General features: G+C 37.9%; 20 protein-coding genes. 6 read left to right on the top strand and 14 right to left on the bottom strand.

Features of this window, described 5'->3' with window-relative positions; genetic code table 11:
* Positions 1-48 precede the first annotated feature (48 nt).
* Together HQN86_RS22885 and HQN86_RS22880 are read right to left on the bottom strand one after the other, a co-directional pair.
* Positions 49-1,140 carry a mannose-1-phosphate guanylyltransferase gene (locus tag HQN86_RS22885; protein ID WP_172663179.1) on the bottom strand — a complete coding sequence of 364 codons (1,092 nt, stop codon included), beginning with the start codon at positions 1,138-1,140 and terminating at the stop codon, positions 49-51.
* 19 nt (positions 1,141-1,159) lie between these two features.
* On the bottom strand, positions 1,160-2,125 hold the full coding sequence (locus tag HQN86_RS22880) for a KpsF/GutQ family sugar-phosphate isomerase (protein ID WP_172663178.1): 966 nt from the start codon (positions 2,123-2,125) through the stop codon (positions 1,160-1,162).
* A gap of 89 nt (positions 2,126-2,214) precedes the next feature.
* Between HQN86_RS22880 and recQ the strand changes: the two genes are divergently transcribed.
* Positions 2,215-4,404 (top strand): DNA helicase RecQ, encoded by a 2,190-nt coding sequence (gene recQ, locus HQN86_RS22875; protein WP_172663177.1) that lies wholly within the window; start codon positions 2,215-2,217, stop codon positions 4,402-4,404.
* Positions 4,405-4,419: 15 nt separating this feature from the next.
* Positions 4,420-5,235: a 3-deoxy-8-phosphooctulonate synthase gene (gene kdsA, locus HQN86_RS22870; protein ID WP_172663176.1), complete on the top strand. Its 816-nt coding sequence runs from the start codon at positions 4,420-4,422 to the stop codon at positions 5,233-5,235.
* A 13-nt stretch (positions 5,236-5,248) separates the two neighbouring features.
* Here kdsA and HQN86_RS22865 read toward each other — a convergent pair whose 3' ends face one another.
* Both HQN86_RS22865 and HQN86_RS22860 read right to left on the bottom strand, forming a co-directional pair.
* Positions 5,249-7,147: an OmpA family protein gene (locus tag HQN86_RS22865; protein WP_172663175.1), complete on the bottom strand. Its 1,899-nt coding sequence runs from the start codon at positions 7,145-7,147 to the stop codon at positions 5,249-5,251.
* Positions 7,148-7,197: 50 nt separating this feature from the next.
* Complete coding sequence (locus HQN86_RS22860; protein ID WP_172663174.1) at positions 7,198-7,821, bottom strand: 7-carboxy-7-deazaguanine synthase QueE; 624 nt, start codon at positions 7,819-7,821, stop codon at positions 7,198-7,200.
* A 116-nt stretch (positions 7,822-7,937) separates the two neighbouring features.
* On the opposite strand from HQN86_RS22860, the gene HQN86_RS22855 reads away from it, so the two are divergent.
* On the top strand, positions 7,938-8,270 hold the full coding sequence (locus tag HQN86_RS22855) for a Rieske (2Fe-2S) protein (protein ID WP_216854490.1): 333 nt from the start codon (positions 7,938-7,940) through the stop codon (positions 8,268-8,270).
* A 113-nt stretch (positions 8,271-8,383) separates the two neighbouring features.
* Here the strand turns inward: HQN86_RS22855 and HQN86_RS22850 are convergent, their stop codons facing one another.
* The 6 genes from HQN86_RS22850 to HQN86_RS22825 form a co-directional block, all read right to left on the bottom strand.
* Positions 8,384-9,265: a bifunctional 5,10-methylenetetrahydrofolate dehydrogenase/5,10-methenyltetrahydrofolate cyclohydrolase gene (locus tag HQN86_RS22850; protein WP_172663173.1), complete on the bottom strand. Its 882-nt coding sequence runs from the start codon at positions 9,263-9,265 to the stop codon at positions 8,384-8,386.
* A gap of 116 nt (positions 9,266-9,381) precedes the next feature.
* A complete protein-coding gene (gene lepA, locus HQN86_RS22845; protein ID WP_048905142.1) occupies positions 9,382-11,169 on the bottom strand; it encodes a translation elongation factor 4 in 1,788 nt (595 codons plus the stop codon).
* A gap of 33 nt (positions 11,170-11,202) precedes the next feature.
* Positions 11,203-11,943: a copper homeostasis protein CutC gene (locus tag HQN86_RS22840; protein WP_172663172.1), complete on the bottom strand. Its 741-nt coding sequence runs from the start codon at positions 11,941-11,943 to the stop codon at positions 11,203-11,205.
* Between the two features lie 11 nt (positions 11,944-11,954).
* The gene (locus HQN86_RS22835) at positions 11,955-12,989 is read right to left on the bottom strand and encodes a N(4)-(beta-N-acetylglucosaminyl)-L-asparaginase (protein WP_172663171.1); all 1,035 of its coding nucleotides are present in this window, start codon (positions 12,987-12,989) and stop codon (positions 11,955-11,957) included.
* Between the two features lie 16 nt (positions 12,990-13,005).
* Entirely contained in the window at positions 13,006-13,809 is an 804-nt protein-coding gene (locus HQN86_RS22830) for a nitrilase family protein (RefSeq protein WP_172663170.1), read from the bottom strand.
* 24 nt (positions 13,810-13,833) lie between these two features.
* Positions 13,834-14,979, bottom strand: coding sequence for a methionine aminotransferase (locus tag HQN86_RS22825; RefSeq protein WP_172663169.1), 1,146 nt, complete (start codon positions 14,977-14,979; stop codon positions 13,834-13,836).
* Between the two features lie 67 nt (positions 14,980-15,046).
* On the opposite strand from HQN86_RS22825, the gene HQN86_RS22820 reads away from it, so the two are divergent.
* Positions 15,047-15,817, top strand: coding sequence for a queuosine precursor transporter (locus tag HQN86_RS22820; protein ID WP_172663168.1), 771 nt, complete (start codon positions 15,047-15,049; stop codon positions 15,815-15,817).
* Between the two features lie 5 nt (positions 15,818-15,822).
* Here HQN86_RS22820 and HQN86_RS22815 read toward each other — a convergent pair whose 3' ends face one another.
* The 4 genes from HQN86_RS22815 to HQN86_RS22800 form a co-directional block, all read right to left on the bottom strand.
* The gene (locus tag HQN86_RS22815; RefSeq protein ID WP_172663167.1) at positions 15,823-16,200 is read right to left on the bottom strand and encodes a GreA/GreB family elongation factor; all 378 of its coding nucleotides are present in this window, start codon (positions 16,198-16,200) and stop codon (positions 15,823-15,825) included.
* A 556-nt stretch (positions 16,201-16,756) separates the two neighbouring features.
* Complete coding sequence (locus tag HQN86_RS22810) at positions 16,757-17,206, bottom strand: RES family NAD+ phosphorylase (protein WP_172663166.1); 450 nt, start codon at positions 17,204-17,206, stop codon at positions 16,757-16,759.
* Between the two features lie 2 nt (positions 17,207-17,208).
* Positions 17,209-17,673: a type II RES/Xre toxin-antitoxin system antitoxin gene (gene parS / locus HQN86_RS22805; protein WP_172663165.1), complete on the bottom strand. Its 465-nt coding sequence runs from the start codon at positions 17,671-17,673 to the stop codon at positions 17,209-17,211.
* A 42-nt stretch (positions 17,674-17,715) separates the two neighbouring features.
* Entirely contained in the window at positions 17,716-18,123 is a 408-nt protein-coding gene (locus tag HQN86_RS22800; RefSeq protein ID WP_172663164.1) for a response regulator transcription factor, read from the bottom strand.
* Positions 18,124-18,284: 161 nt separating this feature from the next.
* Here HQN86_RS22800 and HQN86_RS22795 point away from each other — a divergent pair, with 161 nt between their 5' ends.
* Positions 18,285-18,461, top strand: coding sequence for a hypothetical protein (locus tag HQN86_RS22795; RefSeq protein WP_048905246.1), 177 nt, complete (start codon positions 18,285-18,287; stop codon positions 18,459-18,461).
* A 61-nt stretch (positions 18,462-18,522) separates the two neighbouring features.
* On the top strand, positions 18,523-19,518 hold the full coding sequence (gene mgrA / locus HQN86_RS22790; protein WP_172663163.1) for an L-glyceraldehyde 3-phosphate reductase: 996 nt from the start codon (positions 18,523-18,525) through the stop codon (positions 19,516-19,518).

Here is a 19,518-nt window from a genome sequence, read left to right as displayed (position 1 = left end):
ATTAAGGTCTGGCCCGATCCGGATGTGTTAAAAGATAATTAAATGGGGTTAAATATATTTTGTGCCGAATTTCGATTTTACATCAGCAACAATTTGTTTTATGCTTTGTTCAGATGATCTAGGGCAAATTAATAGTGTATTGTTTGATTCTACAACGATGTAATCATGTAAATCCTGCAAAATCACCAATTTGTTCTTTGGTACATTTACCATGCAGTTCGATGAGTTAAACATCATTACCTTTTCTGAAGGAATTACCGCATTGCCAACATAATCATGCTCAGCAATATCATAGATAGAGGCCCAGGTTCCAAGATCCGACCAGCCAAAATCAGCAGGTAATACATAAACATTATCTGCCTTTTCCATAATCCCGAAGTCAATAGAAATATTAGTACACTGTAAATATGCATTTCCAATAAATTCGACTTCGCTAGCTGTATTATATAAATCATTTCCCTGATGAAATATCTCGTACATATCAGGTAAATGCTTAGAGAAAGCATTGTTAATTGATTTTGCAGACCATATAAAAATCCCGGCATTCCATAAGAAGTCGCCGCTTTGTACAAAAGATTTGGCCAAATCTAAATTAGGCTTTTCAGTAAAGATTTTTACTTTGTGGATTTGCTCATCAGTTTTTAATGAACTCTCGGTGTATTGTATATAACCATAGCCTGTATCAGGTCTGCTGGGTTTTATGCCTAAAGTGATCAGACAATCATTTTCAGATGCCGCTTTTAAGGATTGCTCAATTGCCGCGATAAAAGCATCCTGATTGGTAATGGTATGGTCAGAAGGTGCTACTACGATAGTTGCATCTGGGTTAATCTGAGCAATTTTCATCGATCCATAAGAAACACAAGGAGCTGTATTTCTCATTATAGGTTCTGCCAGAATTTGATTCTCATTCAAATCAGGTAGCTGCTCTTTTATGATATGAGTATATATCTCGTTAGTTACTACAAATATATTTTCTGGAGGACAAATCTTTAAAAAACGATCGTAAGTACTCTGTATAAGTGTTTTTCCAACACCAAAAAAATCAATAAACTGTTTAGGATATTCTGTTCTGCTCACTGGCCAAAAACGGCTTCCAACGCCGCCAGCCATTATTAAGGCGTAATTATTATTATTCATATCTGATATTACAGTCTCTTTAAATTATACCTTCCTGTAAAAGGTCGTGAAAATGTATCATGCCAAAATAGGTTCCATTGTCGGTAACCAGTAGTTGCGTAATGTTGTTTTCTTTTATCATATCCAAAGCAGTCATTGCTAAAACCTCTTTGTCTACTTTTTTTGGATTGGGGTTCATTAAGTCGCTCGCTTTAATATCGGCTAAATTAGAATGTTTTTCCAGCATTCTACGAATATCTCCATCAGTAATTATCCCCAAAATAACATTGCTTTCAATAACAACAACAGCACCCAAACGGTTTTGACTAATTTCGATTATGACATCTTTAACTGATGCCGAAGGATGAATAGTGGGTTTCTCGTTCTTCAGGGCAATATCTCCGGCTTTTAAATAAAGTTTTTTACCTAGTGCTCCACCTGGATGGAAGCGGGCAAAATCGCCTTCATTAAAATTGCGTGCGTTTAACAAAGCAATAGCCAAAGCATCGCCCATAGCTAGCTGGGCAGTGGTACTGGTAGTAGGGGCCAGGTTATGCGGGCATGCTTCTTTTTCAACAAAGGTGTTCAATATAAAATCGGCCTGCAAAGCCAAATCAGAATTTAACTGACCAACCATACCAATCATAATGTTGCCGGCTTGTTTAAGTAATGGTGTCAACACCTTTATTTCAGGAGTATTTCCACTCTTGGAAATACAGATTACAATGTCGTTTTTTTGGATCATTCCGAGGTCTCCATGCACAGCATCTGCTGCATGCATAAATATGGCCGGAGTACCAGTTGAATTAAAAGTTGCTACAATCTTTTGCGCAATAATGGCGCTTTTTCCAATTCCGGTTACAATTACACGACCCTCACTTTCAATAATTAGGTCAATAATCTTAACAAAATCGTCATTTATGTTTTCAATTAAGCCTAAAATAGCCTGAGCTTCTAACTGTAAAGTGCTAACAGCGTCGTCGATAATAGATTTTTTACTTTTCAAACAGAATTATTTAGTATATTGATGCTTTGAATTTGTGCAAAATTATGTTATTTTGAAGTAAAAATAGCACTGAATATTTTATACACGAAATGGATGTGAAAAAGTCGTTGTTTGACAACTTACAAACCTTTTTTGGTTTTGATAATTTTAAAGGTGATCAGGAGTCTATCATCACCAATATTCTTGAAAAAAGAAATACGTTTGTTATAATGCCTACAGGTGGGGGGAAGTCCATTTGCTACCAGTTGCCAGCTTTGATGGAAGAAGGAACTGCTATAGTGATATCGCCATTAATTGCACTGATGAAAAATCAGGTAGATCAACTAAGGGCATTTGGAGGAAGTGATAGTATAGCGCACTTTTTAAATTCTTCTTTAAATAAAACCGAAATTACTCAAGTTAAAAGTGATTTATTAAGCGGACAAACAAAATTGTTATATGTTGCTCCCGAATCACTTTCTAAGCAAGACAATATAGATTTCTTAAAATTGATTAAGATTTCTTTTGTGGCGGTTGATGAAGCCCACTGTATTTCCGAGTGGGGCCATGATTTTAGACCTGAATACAGGAAAATCAGGCAAGTGATACAAGGTCTGGGCGAAGATATTCCAATTATAGCCTTAACTGCAACTGCAACACCTAAGGTTCAGCAGGATATCATCAAGAATCTTCAAATGTCTGATGCGACCTTGTTTAAATCATCATTTAACAGGCCCAACTTATTTTATGAGATCAGGCCCAAGAGGGATGTCATTAAAGAAATCATCAGGTACATAAAATACAATACCGGTAAATCGGGGATTATTTATTGCCTTAGCCGTAAAAAGGTTGAAGAGGTTGCAGAAACCCTAAATCTGAACGGCATTAAAGCCCTACCATATCATGCAGGCTTAGAACCAAAGGTTAGAGCCGATACTCAGGATAGATTCCTTATGGAGGATGTAGAGGTTATTGTAGCCACTATCGCCTTTGGTATGGGAATCGATAAACCGGATGTGCGTTTTGTAATTCACCATGATATCCCTAAAAGTATGGAAGGTTATTACCAGGAGACTGGGAGGGCCGGACGCGATGGAGGAGAGGGAATTTGTATTGCTTTCTACGCTCAAAAGGATGTAGACAAGCTGGCCAAGTTTATGAAAGATAAACCGGTATCTGAACGCGAAATAGGTACTCAGATATTAAAGGAGGTTATTGATTATGCTGAATCCGGCGTATGCCGAAGAAAGCAGATCCTTCATTACTTTGGAGAGAACTTTAATGAGACCGGTTGTAATTGCATGTGTGATAACTGTAAGAAACCGAAAAAACTATTCGAAGCAGAAGAATCTTTGATGGTTCTGTTAAAGCTGATTAAAAAAATAGGAGAGAAGTTTGATGATGCCCACATCCTAAGCGTTATTTTAGGTAATGAAACTGCTCAGACAATTGCTTATGAACACAGTAAGCTTCCTGAATTTGGTTTAGGAGTTGTTGAGGGAGAGAATCATTGGAAATCACTTATCAGGCAAGCGGTATTAAATAATTTCTTATCTAAAGACATAGACAATTACGGTTTACTTGGGTTAACCAACGGCGGATTAAGCTTTATTGAAAATCCATATGCACTTAAGTTTGTCCTAAATGAGCCAATTGAAAGTGCAGCTGATGATGACGAAGATGATGTTAAGCATGGCAGCGGAGCGGTAGATGCTCAGTTACTGCAGTTGCTGAAAGATCTGAGAAAGAAAATAGCTAAACAAAAGAATGTACCTCCTTTTGTAGTGTTTCAAGATCCGTCTCTTGAAGAGATGTGCACACATTACCCAATTTCGATGGACGAGCTAAAGCAAATCTCGGGAGTTGGTCATGGAAAAGCGCTTAAATTTGGAGGATCTTTTCTTGAGCTTATCAAAAAATATGTAGAGGATAATGATATCGAGCGTCCTATTGATCTGATTATTAAAACACAGGCCAATAAATCACAGCTTAAAGTATCGATTATTCAGAATATAGACAGAAAAATTGGCCTTGAAGATATTGCAAAATCGAAGGGTATCACATACGATGATATTCTAAAAGAAGTAGAAGCAATTGTAAACTCTGGCACCAAGCTAAATCTTAGCTACTTTGTAGATGAAGTGATAGATGAAGACCGCCAGGATGAAGTATTTGATTATTTCCAATCAGCAGAAAATGATTCAATTGATGAAGCATTAAGAGAACTTGGAGAATCAGATTATTCTCGTGAAGAAATACAGCTGATGCGTATTAAATTCATGTCAGAACTAGGTAACTAACAATAAAAAACAACAATGATCAATTTCCCTTTAGATAATTTCAAAAATCAGGAATCAGGTAATTTCTTTTTAATGGCAGGGCCTTGTGCCATAGAAGGCGAAGAAATAGCCATGCGTATAGCCGAAAAGATAGTTGCAATAACGGATAAACTACAAATACCATATATTTTTAAGGGTTCATACCGCAAAGCTAACCGCTCTAAAGGTGATTCTTTTACTGGAATTGGTGATGAAAAAGCACTTAAAATATTAGAGAAAGTAAGTAAAACCTTTGGTGTACCAACGGTAACGGATATTCATGAAAGTGATGAGGCAGCTATGGCTGCTGCTTACGTTGATGTGTTGCAGATTCCAGCTTTTTTATGCAGACAAACCGACTTGTTAATCGCAGCTGCCAAAACAAATAAGGTTGTAAACGTTAAAAAAGGACAGTTTCTATCCGCCGGATCAATGAAATTTGCTGTAGAAAAAATAGTAGAGGCGGGAAATAATAAAGTGATCCTTACAGATAGAGGCAATACTTTTGGCTACCAGGACCTTATTGTAGATTACCGTGGTTTGCCCGAAATGCAATCTTTTGGAGTACCTGTTGTTATGGACTGTACGCATTCATTACAGCAGCCAAATCAAAGCAGTGGTGTAACCGGAGGTAAACCGGCATTAATAGAAACAATTGCTAAAGCTGCAATTGCGGTGGGAGCTGATGGTTTGTTTATTGAAACACATCCTGATCCGGCAAATGCAAAATCAGATGGTGCTAATATGCTGCATCTCGATTTGCTCGAAGACCTTTTGGTTAAACTAATTAGAGTAAGAAAAGCGATTATTTAATCGCTTTTTTCTGTTAAAGCTTACTGATAACAAAAGAAGTCCTCCTGTTCAGCTTTCTATTTTCTTCAGTGCTATTGGATGTAATAGGTTTCGATTCACCGTACCCTTTGTAAGTTAAGCGCTCAGCCGCTATTTTATGTTCTAAAAGGTAATCATAAACCGCTTTGGCACGCTGCATAGAGAGTTTTTCGTTGTCCTTTACATTTCCAACATCATCAGTATGTCCCTGTATTTCAATGCTAATATTGGCATTGTTATTTAAAAGATCTACAAGTGTAGTTAATTCGGTAACTGATGCGGGTAGCAAACTATACTGGTTGGTGTTAAAGAATATGTTTTTCAATATTACATTGGTACCTACCTTTAGTTTTTCCAGCAAAATCTTCAGCAGAAAGGGTTTGTTAGTATAGGAACTATTCAATTCATAGTTTTCAGAATAAAACAAATAACCATCGGAGCTAGCGTTAAAGGCATAGTTTCCTCCAATTGGCATTACGGCAAGGAAATCTCCGGTTTCTTTAGAAGTATAATCGTTATATTCAGTTTTTCCATTTTTTAGGTTCACTACCTGAACCTTTGCTTCTACAAATGCACCTGTTTCTTTATCCTTTACAATGCCTTTTACATAAGTAATGGGGAGTGGTTTTTTATTTTCTGGCATTTTGAACTGGTAAATATCCATGTCGCCAAATCCTCTTTTTAAATTTGAAGAAAACAAACCTTCTGTGCCATCAGGAGTTACTATTAAGCCGGTTTCTTCATTAAATGTATTAATAGGATAACCTAGGTTTTCTGGTTTGCCGCAATGCCCGGCATCGTCTAATCTGCTTAAAAAAACGTCCTTATTTCCTAATCCGGGCCAGCCGTCAGACGAAAAATAAAGCGTTTTTCCGTCTGGATGTATAAATGGAGTATGCTCATCATATGGCGTGTTTATTTCGGGTCCAAGATTCTGAGGGACGCCCCAATACCCATCGCTTTTTAGTGTGCTTTTCCATATATCATAGCCACCTAAACCACCTGGTCGGTTGCTTACAAAATACAAAGTGGTGCCATCAGGACTAATTGCAGGTTGCGAATCCCAAAAAGGCGAGTTTAAAGGGGCACCGAGATTAAAAGGTTCGCCCCAGTTATTCCCTTCTTTATGACTAACATAAATGTCGCATCTGCCTAAGCCATCAGGTCTGTTGCATCCAGTAAAAAACAAATAAAGCCCGTCAGGCGAGATGGATTGAGCGCCCTCATTAAATTTTGAAGTGTTAATTTTATCACTCAGTGGAGTAGGGGTTGTCCATTCTTTATTAATTTTGGAAGAAATAAAGAAGTCTTCGTTTCCATCTATGTTTCTGCTAAAAATTAGTTTTTCTCCATCTGCAGTAATGGAAGGAAAGTAGTCTCTATAGCTTGAATTTATCTCTTTTCCAAGGTTAACCGGCTCGTATTTCTGTGGGGATTTTATTGCTAAAACGGCAAACTCACAATCTTTAAGGTATTTATTGGCTTTATTAATGAAATCTTTATCGTTGCCTTTGTAGTTTTTAATAAAGAGTTCAATGTGTTTTAAAGCATTCAAATAGTTGCCTGTATTTAACTCCGATTCAGCTAAACCATAATACAAACGGGGATCAGCTTTATCGGCTCCAAGATTTAAAGCATTCAGATATGCTGTTTTAGCTGCATCAAAGTTCTTTGTTCTGCGATTGATATCGCCAAGTTGTATAAAGGCAAACTGAAAAGACGGATCTTCTTTTACAGTTTCTAATAAAGCAGAAACTGCAAGGTCATAATTATCTTGCTTTAAATAATTCTGAGCTTTATCAAAATTGGTCTGCGCCTTCTTTATATTGGTAGTTTGGGCACCAGCATGTACAACAACAAAGAGTAAGAAGAACAGGAGTAACGTTTTCTTCATTGACGCTTATATTAACGATAATATTAAATATAGCGAAATAGATAGAAAACCTATGGAATATTTAAAAATTTATGTGTCTGTAAAGAAATTTCCCATTTCGGATTAGCCATTACATAATCAATAATCAATGGGGTAATCTCCTTTGATCTTGACCACTCAGGCTGTAGGTAAAGTTTACAGTTTTCGGAAACTGTTTCAGCATATTTCTCTGCCCATTCAAAATCACTTTTATTGAACACAATAACCTTTAATTCGTTTGCAAAAGGTGTAATATCGGGCCTTGGGGCTTTAAACTTCTTTGGCGACAAGCAAATCCAATCCCATTCTCCAGAAAGCGGGTAAGCACCGGAGGTTTCAATAAAGGTTAATATTTTTCGCTCACGAAGCTTTTGAGTAAGGTAATCGAGGTTATATATCAAAGGCTCACCACCGGTAATTACAACAGCTTTACCCGGAAAAGTATCGGCTTTAGCAACAATATCATCAGATAACGTAAGCGGATGTAGTTCAGCATCCCAGCTTTCCTTTACATCACACCAGTGACAACCAACATCACAACCGCCTAAACGAATAAAATAAGCTGCTTTACCTGTATTAAATCCTTCTCCCTGTATAGTGTAAAACTCTTCCATCAATGGAAGTAGCGTGCCGTCTGCTGGTATTTGATGTGCCATATATAAGGTTGCAAAGTTAAATAAATATCCGGGGGAAATTAGATTATATGTATATTGAGCGAATATAAATGACCTATCTGTGAAGAAGTTGTTTGAAATTTAATTAGAGTTCAATTTTGAAGTGGCATAAAATAGAGACAGAAATACCGGAGGAGGAATTTGTAAAGCAGATCAATGTTGATGGTAAAAAGCTCTGTCTGGTAAAGCATCAACAAAAACTTTTTGTAGTACAAAACACCTGCCCACATGCCGGCGGTATTTTAAGTGGCGGATGGTGTAAAAACGGGCATCTCATTTGTCCTATTCATCGTTGGGAGTACAACCTTGAAAACGGAAGAGGAGCAGAGGGACAGGGCGATTATATAGATATTTACCCGCTAGAAACAAGATCTGACGGGGTTTATGTAGGCTTTAAAGAAAGCTGGATTAAAAAACTTTTTGGAAAATAGGAGTAGGATCGTCATCTCGAACATAGTGAGAGATCTCTTGAATTGGCCTAACCAAGAGATCTCTCACTATGTTCGAGATGACGATTACAGAAGACTAGAGCATAGAAATTTACTTAGCGGTAAATTTCTTTTTTAGCTGATGCAAGTGTGTTCTTTAATAAACCAACAATGGTCATTAATCCAACACCACCCGGAACAGGCGTTATCCATGAAGCTTTCGGTGCAACATTTTCAAAATCTACATCTCCATAAAGTTTGTATCCCGATTTGGTAGTAGTAGAAGTTTCTCTGTTCATACCCACATCAATAACGATAGCACCAGGCTTAACCATGTCAGCGGTAATGAAGTTCTTTTTGCCAATAGCAGCAATAATGATATCACCCTGCAAACACATTTCTTTTAAGTTAGCAGTTCTGCTATGGGTAAGGCTCACTGTACAGTTACCAGGATTTGCATTGCGGGCCATAAGAATACTCATTGGGCTACCAACAATGTTACTTCTACCAACAACTACGCAATGTTTACCAACCGTATCTATTTGATAAGATTGCAACATCAGCATAATACCGTAAGGAGTAGCAGGAATAAAGCAAGGTAAATTACGCATCATGCGTCCTAAATTGATTGGATGAAAACCATCTACATCCTTACGATGATCGATAGCCTCAGTTACCTTTTCAGGATCAATATGTTTAGGAAGTGGAAGTTGAACAATTAAACCGTCAACACCGGCGTCCTCGTTAATTTCTTTAACTTTTTGCAACAGTTCTTCCTCGGTAACGGTAGCATCATATCTGATCAGTGAAGACTGGAAGCCAACTTTTTCGCAGTTTTTCATTTTGCTGGCAACATAAGTCTCACTTCCGCCATCATTACCAACAAGTATGGCTACCAGGTGAGGCTTTCTGCCACTCTCTGATAAAAAATCTGCAGCTTCAACTGCTATTTCCTGTTTTATTTTCTCTGATACAAATTTTCCGTCAAGTAATTTCATCCTGGTGTTTAGTTTCTAGTATTTAGTAGGTAGTATTTAGTACTTAGACTAGTTGTTTATTCAAGCTGAATCCAGTCTAAGTACTAAATACTACCTACTAAATACTAATTTAAAAGTTAATCTAATTTCAATACCGCCATAAATGCAGTTTGTGGAATTTCCACATTTCCTACCTGACGCATACGTTTCTTACCTTGTTTCTGTTTTTCCAATAACTTACGTTTACGGGAAATATCACCGCCATAACATTTAGCGGTAACGTCTTTACGTAAAGCGCTAAGCGTTTCACGGGCAATCACTTTTGCACCAATAGACGCCTGTATCTTAATCTCGAATTGTTGACGAGGGATTAATTCTCTCAGTTTCTCACAAATTTTCTTTCCAAAATCGTAAGCATTGCTACGGTGAATCAACGAAGACAAAGCATCAACAGGCTCATCATTTAGCAGCATGTCTAGTCTTACCAGGTCCGACTTGCGGTAACCAACTTGATGGTAGTCAAACGAAGCATAACCTTTAGAAATTGTTTTCAGTTTATCATAAAAGTCAAAAACGATCTCTCCCATAGGCATTTCAAAAACAAGCTCCACACGATCTGATGTCAGGTAAGATTGATTTACAATAATCCCTCTTTTCTGAATACAAAGTGACATTACCGGACCCACAAATTCGGCCTTGGTAATAATATTTGCTTTGATATAAGGTTCTTCTACAGAATCCAATTTACTTGGATCTGGTAAATCAGAAGGATTGTTTACGGTAACTTCTTCGCCCTTAGTAGTGTGCGCGATATATGATACGTTGGGTACGGTTGTTATAACCGTCATGTCAAATTCACGCTCTAAACGTTCCTGGATAATTTCCATGTGCAGCATTCCTAAGAAACCGCAACGGAAACCGAAGCCTAAAGCCGCAGAACTTTCAGGTTCAAACACAATAGAAGCATCGTTAAGCTGCAACTTGTGCATTGCCTCACGCAATTCTTCAAACTCATCGGTATCAACCGGATAAATTCCGGCGAAAACCATTGGCTTAACCTCTTCAAAACCTTGAATTGATTCTAACGATGGTCTGTCAACAGTGGTTATCGTATCACCAACTTTTACTTCACGGGCTTCTTTGATCCCCGAAATAATATAACCTACATCACCGGTCTTAACAACACTGCGTGGCGACATATCCAGTTTCAGGATACCAACTTCGTCTGCTAAGTATTGTTTGCCTGTGTTTATGAATTTTACCTTATCACCTTTTTTAATCTGGCCGTTTACTACTTTATAGTAAGCGATAATTCCCCTGAAAGGATTAAATACAGAGTCGAAAATCAATGCCTGTAAAGGCGCGTCAGGATCACCAACCGGAGCAGGAACACGGTCTACAATGGCCTGAATAATATCAGGAATTCCCAAGCCCGTTTTGCCTGATGCAGGGATAATCTCTTCACGTTTACAGCCAATCAGGTCAATAATCTGATCTTTTACTTCCTCAGGCATTGCCCCAGGTAAATCCATTTTATTTAAGATCGGGATAATTTCAAGATCGTGCTCTAAAGCCAAATATAAGTTCGAAATGGTTTGTGCCTGAATCCCCTGAGATGCATCAACAATAAGTAAGGCGCCTTCGCAAGCTGCGATAGAACGTGAAACTTCGTAAGAAAAATCTACGTGTCCGGGAGTATCAATCAGGTTAAAATTGTATTCAATTTCACCAACCTTATAATTCATTTGTATGGCATGACTTTTAATAGTTATGCCTCGCTCACGTTCAAGGTCCATGTTATCCAATAACTGGGCCTGCGATTCGCGTTGAGTAATCGTCTCAGTGTATTCTAATAAACGGTCAGCCAAGGTGCTTTTCCCGTGGTCAATATGTGCAATTATGCAAAAATTACGTATATGCTTCATCAGTGGCGCAAAGATAAGATTTTGAGCGGATTATTATGCAGGTTTGTTGGCAAGCCCGATTAAATTTTTTACAGTCTCACTATCAGTAAGATCGTAACTAAATTCATCAGCTATGCTTCCCATACTCAATCTTGGGTTTCTGAACTGCATTTTGCTCTTTACGGCATGCCTTGCAGAGGCATGAAACTCTTTGGCGCCTGTTAATTTAATGATATCAGTAATATTACTTATAGAAACACCGGCACCCGGCATAATGATGATCCTTCCCTGAGCCTGTTTAATTAGCTTTGCAATTACACCTGCTCCTTTAAGCGCAGAAGATTCTCCTCCCGAAGTAAGAATTCGCTCACAGCCAAGTTCAATAATATCCTCTAAAGCCTTTTCCAGGTCATTAGTCATGTCAAAGGCTCTGTGAAACGTTACGGGCATAGGTTTAGCTGCAGCAATAAGCGCTGCGCATCTTTCTTTGTCTACACTGCCATCAGCTTTTAAGATACCTATAACTACTCCATCACAATTTAACGATTTGCAGATTTTTATATCCTCTTTCATTAGATCAAACTCCAAATCAGAGTATAGAAAATCACCTCCGCGTGGCCGTATAATAGGGTATACCTTTATAGAAAGCATTTTTTTCGCCAAAGCGATCGTTGCATAACTTGGTGTTGTGCCGCCTTCAGGTAAATTATCGCATAGCTCAACTCTTATTGCACCACCTTCCTGAGCTGCAAGAGCAGATCTTACAGAATTGGCGCAAACCTCCATATTTACCATGATACTTAATATTAATAATAACTTTTTCCGGGAATTAAAAGGTCATCTTTCTGTTCAGTGCAAACGGCGTAACTAAAGCCTTTCTGAATAGCATAAGCGCCATATTCTCCTTTTTTATTGATGGCAAGAAAGCCCACCTGTATCACCTTTGCAATTTCAGGTTTCTTTTTAATGATTCTCATTACAGCCTCTTTGCAGGCGTCTTCGGGCGAATAGCCCTGGCGCATTAGTTCTACTACCAGAAAGCTTCCAACGTTACGGATCACTTCTTCGCCAACACCGGTAGAGGTAGCACCACCAACTTCATTATCCACATATAAGCCAGCGCCAATTATTGGGCTGTCGCCTACACGGCCATGTAGTTTATAAGCCATTCCGCTGGTTGTACATGCACCGGAAATATTTCCTTTTGCATCAATGGCCAGCATGCCAATAGTGTCGTGATTGTATTGATTGCCTGGCAATTTAGTAGGAGCAGCTTTTTGATAGAGCTTGTTCTCAATATTCATTACCGGGGCATATTTTGCGGTTTTAAGCCATTCTTTCCAGGCCTTTTCACTTTCTTTGGTAAGTAAATTTTCCTTTTTAAAACCGTTTTCTAAAGCAAACTGAAGTGCACCATCGCCAACAAGCATTACATGTGGTGTTTTTTCCATTACCAATCTGGCAACAGAAATTGGGTGCATAATATGTTCCAGGCCTGCTACAGAACCACAATTACCCTGTTCGTCCATAATACAGGCATCAAGTGTAACGTGCCCGTCTCTGTCTGGCAAGCCACCATAGCCTACAGATTGGTTCTTTGGGTCAGCTTCTGGCACGTGAACACCTTGTTCAACTGCATCTAGCGCTCTGCCGCCCGAAGACAGTACTTTCCATGCTGCCTGATTAGCAGCAATTCCAAAATCCCAGGTAGAGATTACGATAGGTTTAACATCAATTGAGGTTGATTTAGCCGGAATTATTTCGGCTATACTACTTTTATTAACAGCAAGAAGCGAAGCCGATATTGCAGTTGTTTTTATGAATTTTCTACGATTAAACATTTTAGGTTTAAAGTAACTAAATAATTTTAAAATTATCAGCATCTCTTAGAAAAGGAAAACTATGGCGGGTTTTAACCAAGTCATCGTAACCTATGCTAAAGGTGTATAGATCTTCATCTTCAGGTTTGTAATAAACAGTTTTTCCCATTGGGTCAATACATTGAGAATGACCACTGTGATAAACTTCTTTTCCATCATGACCAACCCTGTTTGCAGCAATCACATAACTTTGATTTTCGATGGCACGGGCAGGTATAAGTGCATTCCAATGGCTCGATCTTTTATCAGGCCAGCTTGCAATTAATAATAGTATATCATATTCTGCGTTCTGATTGCGCAGCCATACAGGGAAACGAAGGTCGTAGCAGATGGCTAAACGTATTTTCCAGCCTTTTAAGTCTACAATCACTTTGTCGTGGCCAGGCGTGTAAGTTTTATCTTCATCACCTAAACCGAAGAGGTGACGTTTATCATAATGGCTGAAACTACCATCCGGCAACATCCATATTAAGCGGTTAAAATATTTATCGTTTTCTTTTATAATTAAACTTCCGGTAACAACGCAATCGTATTTATCGGCTGTCTGGGCCATCCACTGCATTGTTTTTCCGTTCATTTCTTCGGCAAGTGAAGCAGCATTCATGCTAAAACCTGTGTTGAACATCTCTGGAAGTATGATCAGATCTGTTTTCTCTTTTATCCCCATTGATAATCTAAGGGCAAGGTTCTGTAAGTTTTTATCTATGTTTTCCCAAAACAGATAGGCCTGATAAATTGTAATTTTGAGATTGCTAATATTCAGGTTATTTGGTTGATCCATTATTCTAATTTAAAGGGATGTAAATTATAACTTCATTAGTCCTTCAACGGCTTTTTCTAATGTTTCGTGCTTTTTAGCAAAACAAAAGCGTAATACTTTATGATCTGTTTTTCTAATGTAGAAGGCCGAAACAGGTATGCTCGCTACTCCATTTTCCCTGACAAGCTTTTGGGCCATATCCATATCTTTCTCGTCATTCAAGTGAGCATAGCTAACACATTGAAAATAAGAACCATGACAAGGTAATAATTTAAATTTAGTTTCGCCAAGTAATGAACGGAAGAAATCCCGCTTTTCCTGGAAAAATTCGGGTAATCCGTTATATGTTTCAGGGTCTTTAAGGTAATTAGCTACACCTACCTGCATTGGCGTGTTTACACTAAAAACGTTGAACTGGTGTACTTTACGAAATTCCTTCATTAAGTTGGCAGGAGCAAGGCAGTAGCCGAGTTTCCATCCTGTTGTGTGTAGTAATTTGCCAAATGATGCTGCAATAAAACTTCTGTCTCTTAATTCGGGATATAAAGCCAGGCTATGATGTTTTATACCATCAAATATGATATGCTCATACACCTCATCACTAAGAATAAGTATATCTGTATTCTTAGTGAGTTTAATAAGCGCTTTGATGTCCTTTTCCGTTAAAATACTGCCAGTAGGGTTATGGGGACTATTTAAAATGATCATTTTGGTATTCACAGTAAATAGTTTCTTTACCATTTCCCAGTCGATCTCATAATCCGGTGGCACCATTTCGTAAGGCTTTACCAGTCCGCCCAATAATTTAATTGCAGGGGCATAGGAGTCGTAAGCCGGCTCAAAAATAATTACTTCGTCACCAGCAGTAATGCACGAAGATAGTGCCGTAAAAATAGCCTGTGTTCCACCTGCGGTAACCGTAACTTCAGTATCCGGGTTATAATCAGCATCATAAAGCGTATTTTCCTTTTCTGCAATAAGTTCCCTAAGCGATTGTAATCCGGGCATAGGAGCATACTGATTAAAGCCCTTCTTCATTGCATCAGCTACAAAATCTACCAGTTTAGGATCACAGTCATAATCTGGAAATCCTTGTGATAGGTTTATCGCATTATGTTCTTCAGCAAGTTTAGACATCACCGTAAAAATAGTGGTGCCAACTGTGGGTAATTTGGAGTGTATTGATATCATGTTTAAGCGAAAATAGAAATAATATTTATCCTGTTATATCAGAATTATTTAATAATTTCAACCTGCTATGACTTTTAAAACAAAAGAGAGCAGGTTACTGCTTATTTTAGGGAGCTTCTTTGTCGCGAACGCCATACTCTCGGAGTTTATTGGTGTAAAGATATTTACAGTTGAAGGTACGCTTGGTATCGAAAAGTTCAATATTAATTTACTGGGAGTACCCAATCTTTCCTATAATATGTCGGCCGGTGTGTTAACCTGGCCCATTATATTTATCATGACTGATATTATAAATGAGTATTTTGGAGTGCGACAAGTTCGTTATTTATCTATTCTAACGGCCATTTTAATAGCATATGCCTTTATTGTTGTAGGTGGAGCTATGCAGTTAAAGCCTTCCGATTTTTGGGTTACACAAACCATTAATGGCGAATCACTAAATATGAACAATGCGTTTGCCGGTATATTTGGGCAGGGTATGTGGATCATTGTGGGCTCTATTGTTGCTTTCCTTGTAGGCCAGATTGCTGATGTGCTTATTTTTCATAAAATTAAGAAAGTTACCGGCGACAAGGCCTTATGGTTACGTGCCACCGGTTCAACATTAGTTTCGCAATGCATTGATAGTTTTGTGGTTATCTTTATTGCTTTTTATCTTAACCCCCAATACCACTGGAGCTGGCAAATGGTTGCCGCAATAGGCCTGGTAAATTACACCTATAAGTTCGTGGTAGCCATTTTAATGACTCCCATATTGTACGTTGTTCATGGGATTATAGACAGATACCTTGGAAAAGACCTATCTCATCGGATGATAACAATGGCAGGCAGGAGGTAAGTGGGTTACATCCTGTTTACCGATAGTATTTTGAATTCCTGTAAACCATCTGGCATTTCCCAGGTAATAATGTCGTTTGTTCTATAGCCAAATAGTGCAATTCCGATGGGAGCGAAAACAGATACCTTTTGAACCTTAATGTTTGCTTCTTCGGGCATTACAAGTTTAAAGGTAAATTCTTTACCGGTTTTGGTATTCGCTATACGGGCTTCAGATTTTAAACACACCACATCAGAAGGAAGTTCCTCTTCCGAATATATGGTGGCTTCTTTTAATTCGTTGCTTAATTTTTCTTTGTTATAAGCGCTCATATTTGATTTTTCCAGATGTTCCTTTAATAATTTAAAGTCGCTTTTTGATAATGACAATGATTTAGTTTCCATGATCGTGAATATGTTGTGAATTAATATTTATTATATTTTTTAAAAAAATTGAATACGCGATTCAGGCTTTTGCTGAAAAGGCATTAAAATTGAAATGAAGAATGAGAAAAAGCAGATTTTTATCAGGTGCTTTTAACCCCCGCATCGAAAAAAGAAAATCGAAATGATACGGGGCTTAATTAATAAAGTCCTTGCTGGTGGTTTGAAAACTAAAACCGAAAGGATAGTTTTCTCTAAAAAACCTTTTGAAAAGCGCATACGCATGTAGCTGATGCCTGTTGTAGGCGCCAATAATAGCTTTTTGTATGTTCTTTTGGTAATTCATTGCTTGCTAATGTCGCCACCTTTTTCCTCATTTCAAAAGAAAATCGGTTTTTACAATAAAAAATGATCTGGAGTTTACTTACCGAAAGCCCTGGCGTAATGATGAAAGTGCGCTACGTCGAGGAATAGGTTGCTAGGGCCTTGGTAGGGCCTTACTAGGGCATTACTAGGGCGTTGACTGGACTTAAGGCCCTAGTAATGCTCTGGTGATGCCCTAGCAATGGATACGTAATTAGCTTTTTATTCTTCTGTCAAAAACAAAAGGTTCCGATTTTAATAATTTTATCGATTTAAAATCCGGATGGTTGGGATTTATCAGGTAATTGTATTCTGCTATAATGATAGAAGAGGGGACTTTTAAAATGGCAGATTTGCCCTCGTTGATCCAGTCTTCCCCAATTTTTTGAGTTAATGGTATGTTGTGGTATTCAATCCAATTACCTGGTAATTTTTTAATATCTACAGGGACGATTCTTATGTCGTCGGGGATTTCTATAGTCATTACCTGAAAAGATTGGTTTAATCCTATTTGATTTCTGTGGACAACATTTTCCAGGCAAGCCAGTGAGCGCGAGCCTGCGCTGTATATTACTTCTACATCGTTAGGATTCCAGCGTGCGGCTCTGCCCGAAGCAAACAACTTGGTGGCATATTTAGCTAATGCTATACGAAATACATGCATAATTAAGCTAAATCACCATATTCAATCCTTATCAGTTCTTCTTCAATTAGGGTAATACCGGTAATGGTATCCATAAGATCGAAAGGGGTTTGGTTGCCAAGACCATATGAAGGAGTGTTTAGCCACTGATGAAAAAGTTTTGCAGATCCAAAAATTTCGATGCCTTTATCAAAAAGAGAAAAAGATTTTAAAAGCTTTTCACTTAAAGCGGCATCTAGCTTTGATGAATTCGAAACGTAATTTTGTATAGTTTTTACATTTGTTTTAAAAGTATCCTGAAATTCTTCTTTGGTGAAACCCGAAAGATTAAGAAAATCAATGGCGGCTTTTGCTGATAACCCATTTTTAGAATTGGTAAGAACACTTATTGGGTTGCCATATAACGATTGGTAAGACGCAATAACTGCGCTTTCTGAAACAACAGATACTTTTGACTTTGTTTTGTATGGTTTTGGAGTGTTTGCCATAATGCTTTTATCTAGTGCAAAACAAATATAGGAATTTTTTCCTTAATTATTGGAATTTTTTCTCGTTTGTTTTTGTTGATAATCATCATGACCATTTAATACCCTCTTTACGGAGTTGAGCATGTCATCCAAATCAAAGGGTTTGCTGATAAATCCATTGGCGCAGGCTTCTTCTAAAACCGCTCTTTCGGCAGCATGTGCCGACATAATTATAATTGCAATATGGCTCGTTTTTTTATCGGTTTTTAAGTTTCTGCAAATATTTATACCATTACCATCGGGCAATTTTACGTCTAAAAGTATCAATTCAGGATGTTGGACAGCTACTTTTTCATAAAAATCTTTTGCAGTCCCAGAAGTCACAACCTCATAACCGGCTTCTACCAATACGTATTCAACTATAAAACGGATATCTTCGTCATCCTCAACAACATGTATAAGTTCAGCCATGGCATAATCATTTGTTTAGTTCGCTTTAGAAAATAACCTGTGAACTTATAAAAGGTTTTAAAAAAAAAGAGTTCGGGTACAAAAAGTGCAATAGAAGTGAAGTTATGCGCGTTTATTTCCAAAATAATATATATTTGGCTTATAAATTAAAAAATCAAAACATGGAAAAATTTTCAAAAGTTAAAGAATTGTTAGCTTCTGTTGAGGCTGATGCTGAGAAATTTTACAATTCTGGCAACAATGCAGCTGGAACAAGAGTACGTAAAGCTATGCAAGATTTAAAAGTTCTTGCTCAAGAAATTCGTGCTGAAGTTACAGAGAAAAAAAACGCTAAATAAGTATTAATTTATTTAAATATCAGTAGCGGTTTTTGCCGCTACTGAATATTTTATCTATTATATGCCATATACACCCAGTTCCAGCCGATATACTCAAATGCAATACCGCCGCTGCGGTAACAGTGGGTTAAAACTTCCAGCAATTTCATTAGGCCTATGGCATAATTTTGGTCATGTAGATCAATTGGAAAATTGCAGTAACATATTAAAACTCGCTTTTGATAGTGGTATTACTCACTTCGATCTTGCTAATAACTACGGTCCGCCTCCAGGTTCAGCCGAAGAGAATTTTGGTAAGCTATTAAAGAGAGATTTTGCCGGTTACAGAGATGAAATGATCATTTCAAGTAAAGCTGGTTATACTATGTGGGATGGACCTTATGGCGATTGGGGCTCTAAAAAGTACCTGGTGTCAAGTTTAGATCAGAGTTTAAAAAGAATGGAGCTAGATTATGTTGATATTTTTTATCACCATCGTCCGGATCCCGAGACTCCGCTTGAAGAAACTATGACAGCATTAGATCTGATCGTTCGTCAGGGTAAGGCATTATACGTAGGTATATCTAATTATAAGCCGGAAGAGGCCGCGCGTGCCATCCAAATTTTAAAAGAACTGGGTACCCCATGCATTATCCATCAGCCAAAATACTCTATGTATGAGCGTTGGATAGAGGACGGTTTATTAGACCTTTTAGGTAATGAGGGTGTTGGCTGTATCCCATTTTCTCCATTGGCCCAAGGGATGCTTACCGATAAGTATCTAAAGGGTATTCCTGAGGATTCGAGAGCAGCAAAGTCTCACGGATTTTTACAACGCGATCAAATTACTGACGAAAAATTAGCTCAGCTTAATAAACTGAATGCAATAGCTCAGGAAAGAGGACAAAAATTGGCTCATATGGCGCTGTCGTGGATTTTACGCGACGAAAGAATTACTTCTGTATTGGTAGGCGCAAGTAAACCTGAGCAGCTTGCTGATTCATTAAAGTGCCTTGAGAATACCAATTTTACTAAAGATGAATTAAACAGGATCGATCTTATTTTATCTAATTCTTAA

It is taken from the genome of Pedobacter panaciterrae (assembly GCF_013204795.1).
Classification (GTDB): Bacteria; Bacteroidota; Bacteroidia; order Sphingobacteriales; family Sphingobacteriaceae; genus Pedobacter; species Pedobacter panaciterrae.
This window is presented reverse-complemented; position numbering and strand designations above follow the sequence as displayed.

Excerpts from the sequence above, each read along its gene's own strand:
- HQN86_RS22885 (WP_172663179.1), bottom strand. The coding sequence starts at position 1,140 with ATGAATAATAATAATTACGCCTTAATAATGGCTGGCGGCGTTGGAAGC.
- recQ (WP_172663177.1), top strand. The coding sequence starts at position 2,215 with ATGGATGTGAAAAAGTCGTTGTTTGACAACTTACAAACCTTTTTTGGT.
- kdsA (WP_172663176.1), top strand. The coding sequence starts at position 4,420 with ATGATCAATTTCCCTTTAGATAATTTCAAAAATCAGGAATCAGGTAAT.
- HQN86_RS22865 (WP_172663175.1), bottom strand. The coding sequence starts at position 7,147 with ATGAAGAAAACGTTACTCCTGTTCTTCTTACTCTTTGTTGTTGTACAT.
- HQN86_RS22860 (WP_172663174.1), bottom strand. The coding sequence starts at position 7,821 with ATGGCACATCAAATACCAGCAGACGGCACGCTACTTCCATTGATGGAA.
- HQN86_RS22850 (WP_172663173.1), bottom strand. The coding sequence starts at position 9,265 with ATGAAATTACTTGACGGAAAATTTGTATCAGAGAAAATAAAACAGGAA.
- lepA (WP_048905142.1), bottom strand. The coding sequence starts at position 11,169 with ATGAAGCATATACGTAATTTTTGCATAATTGCACATATTGACCACGGG.
- HQN86_RS22840 (WP_172663172.1), bottom strand. The coding sequence starts at position 11,943 with ATGGTAAATATGGAGGTTTGCGCCAATTCTGTAAGATCTGCTCTTGCA.
- HQN86_RS22835 (WP_172663171.1), bottom strand. The coding sequence starts at position 12,989 with ATGTTTAATCGTAGAAAATTCATAAAAACAACTGCAATATCGGCTTCG.
- HQN86_RS22830 (WP_172663170.1), bottom strand. The coding sequence starts at position 13,809 with ATGGATCAACCAAATAACCTGAATATTAGCAATCTCAAAATTACAATT.
- HQN86_RS22825 (WP_172663169.1), bottom strand. The coding sequence starts at position 14,979 with ATGATATCAATACACTCCAAATTACCCACAGTTGGCACCACTATTTTT.
- HQN86_RS22820 (WP_172663168.1), top strand. The coding sequence starts at position 15,047 with ATGACTTTTAAAACAAAAGAGAGCAGGTTACTGCTTATTTTAGGGAGC.
- HQN86_RS22815 (WP_172663167.1), bottom strand. The coding sequence starts at position 16,200 with ATGGAAACTAAATCATTGTCATTATCAAAAAGCGACTTTAAATTATTA.
- HQN86_RS22810 (WP_172663166.1), bottom strand. The coding sequence starts at position 17,206 with ATGCATGTATTTCGTATAGCATTAGCTAAATATGCCACCAAGTTGTTT.
- parS (WP_172663165.1), bottom strand. The coding sequence starts at position 17,673 with ATGGCAAACACTCCAAAACCATACAAAACAAAGTCAAAAGTATCTGTT.
- HQN86_RS22800 (WP_172663164.1), bottom strand. The coding sequence starts at position 18,123 with ATGGCTGAACTTATACATGTTGTTGAGGATGACGAAGATATCCGTTTT.
- HQN86_RS22795 (WP_048905246.1), top strand. The coding sequence starts at position 18,285 with ATGGAAAAATTTTCAAAAGTTAAAGAATTGTTAGCTTCTGTTGAGGCT.
- mgrA (WP_172663163.1), top strand. The coding sequence starts at position 18,523 with ATGCCATATACACCCAGTTCCAGCCGATATACTCAAATGCAATACCGC.